The sequence below is a fragment of the Nocardioides sp. genome (assembly GCF_035547795.1).
Taxonomy (GTDB): Bacteria; Actinomycetota; Actinomycetes; order Propionibacteriales; family Nocardioidaceae; genus Nocardioides.
This window is the reverse complement of the sequence record NZ_DASZUF010000067.1, coordinates 1-2,113: the sequence shown is the minus strand read 5'-3', so window position 1 is coordinate 2,113 and position 2,113 is coordinate 1. Positions and strand designations below refer to the sequence as shown.

The following is a 2,113-nucleotide window of genomic DNA, read 5'->3' as shown; positions in this document are numbered from 1 at the left end:
GAGCCCTGGCGGTCAACCTGCGTGCGGCCGGTTGGGAGGTCGAGGTCGCCCACGACGGCCGCTCCGGCCTGGCGGCCGCGGCGGACTTCCACCCCGACGTGGTGCTGCTCGACCTGGGCCTGCCCGACCTGGACGGCACCGAAGTGCTCACCGGGCTGCGCGGCTGGACGTCGGTGCCGGTGGTGGTCCTCAGCGCCCGACAGCACGGCGACGACAAGGTCGAGGCGCTCGACCTGGGTGCGGACGACTACGTGACCAAGCCGTTCGCGATGAACGAGCTGATGGCGCGGCTGCGGGCGGCCGTGCGGCGCGGCCAGGAGGCCGCGCCCGAGGTCACCTCGCTGGCGGTGGGCGACCTGGAGATCGACTTCGCCCGCAAGCGCGTGGCCAAGCGCGGCGACGACGTGCGCCTGACCCCGACCGAGTGGGCCTTCCTCGAGCTGCTGGCCCGCAACGTGGGCCGGCTGGTCACCCGTGAACAGATCCTGCGCGAGGTCTGGGGGCCGGTCTATGCCAAGGAGACCCACTACCTGCGCGTCTACGCCGCCCAGCTGCGGCGCAAGCTGGAGGACGACCCGGCCCACCCGCGACACCTGGTCACCAGCAGCGGGCTGGGCTACACCCTGGAGCCGTGAGCCGGCCGCAGCACCGATGCGGCGGCCGAGAGCGTGATCAGCACGCCCAGCAGCTTCAGGTCGGTACGGCGAAGGTCAGGCGGCCGCCGACGTTGCCACGAAGCCGGTCAGGAAACCCGAGCCGGGCGCGGCAATATTGACGGATTCTTGACGGTGTCGAGCGTGGCCGGGATGCGGGGCGACGCGCTGCCGGGCTGCAGGCTTGGAGGGTGTCCTCCACGCCGTTCCGCCTGAGCCATGCGGCAGCACTCGAGCCGGTCGAGAAGAAGCATCAGTGGTGGCAGGTGATGTGCCTGACCGGCGTCGACTACTTCTCGACGCTCGGCTACCAGCCGGGCATCGCGGCCCTGGCCGCCGGCCTGCTCTCGCCGATCGCCACGCTCGTGCTGGTCGCGCTCACGCTGGCCGGTGCGCTGCCGGTCTATCGGCGCGTGGCGCAGGAGTCACCTCACGGTGAAGGCTCGATCGCCATGCTGGAGCGGCTGTTGAGCTTCTGGAAGGGAAAGCTCTTCGTTCTCGTCCTGCTCGGCTTCGCGGCCACCGACTTCCTCATCACGATGACGCTCTCGGCCGCCGACGGAGCGGCGCACCTGGTCGAGAACCCGCATGTACCGCACAGCTGGGACCATCCGATGCTCGTCACGCTGGTTCTCCTGGCGCTCCTCGGTGCGGTCTTCCTGCGCGGCTTCGGAGAGGCGATCGGCATCGCCGTGGGGCTCGTCGGGGTCTACCTCGCGCTCAACGCCGTCGTGATCGTGGTCGGCACGTGGAAGGTCGCCACGCATCCCGCCGTTCTCGGCTCGTGGAGGAGCGGCCTGCTGACCGAGCACGGCAACGTCTTCACCATGATCGGGGTCGCGCTGCTGGTCTTCCCCAAGCTCGCCCTGGGCATGTCGGGCTTCGAGACGGGGGTGGCGGTGATGCCCCAGATCAAGGGGCTCCCCGACGACGCCGCCGAACGGCCGATCGGTCGGATCAGGGACGCGCGCAAGCTGCTGACGACGGCTGCGCTGATCATGAGCGGGTTCCTGATCGCGAGCAGCTGGGTGACGACGCTGCTCATCCCCAAGCAGGACTTCGAGGTCGGCGGGCCGGCCAATGGCCGGGCATTGGCCTATCTGGCTCACCTCTACCTCGGTAGCGGCTTCGGCACGGTCTACGACCTGTCCACGATCCTGATCCTGTGGTTCGCCGGCGCCTCGGCCATGGCGGGCATGCTCAACCTCATCCCGCGCTACCTGCCCCGCTACGGCATGTCGCCGGAGTGGGCGGGAGCCACCCGGCCGCTCGTCCTCATCATCACGGCGGTCGCGTTCTTCATCACCTGGCGGTTCCATGCCGGCGTCGACGCGCAGGGCGGCGCCTACGCCACCGGGGTGCTGGTCTTGATGAGCTCGGCCGCGGTGGCGGTGACGCTGGCGGCGTACCGAGCGGGTCAGCGGCGCCGGACGATCGGCTTCGGCGCCGTCGCCGTGGTC

Annotated in this window: 1 protein-coding gene and 1 pseudogene; both read left to right on the top strand. The window is 70.3% G+C overall.

Features of this window, described 5'->3' with window-relative positions:
* Positions 1 to 635, top strand: a 635-nt coding sequence (locus VHA72_RS05020) for a winged helix-turn-helix domain-containing protein (RefSeq protein WP_325573346.1), incomplete at its 5' end; no start/stop codon positions are given.
* A gap of 209 nt (positions 636 to 844) precedes the next feature.
* A pseudogene (locus tag VHA72_RS05015) lies at positions 845 to 2,113 on the top strand (amino acid transporter); the annotation flags it as partial.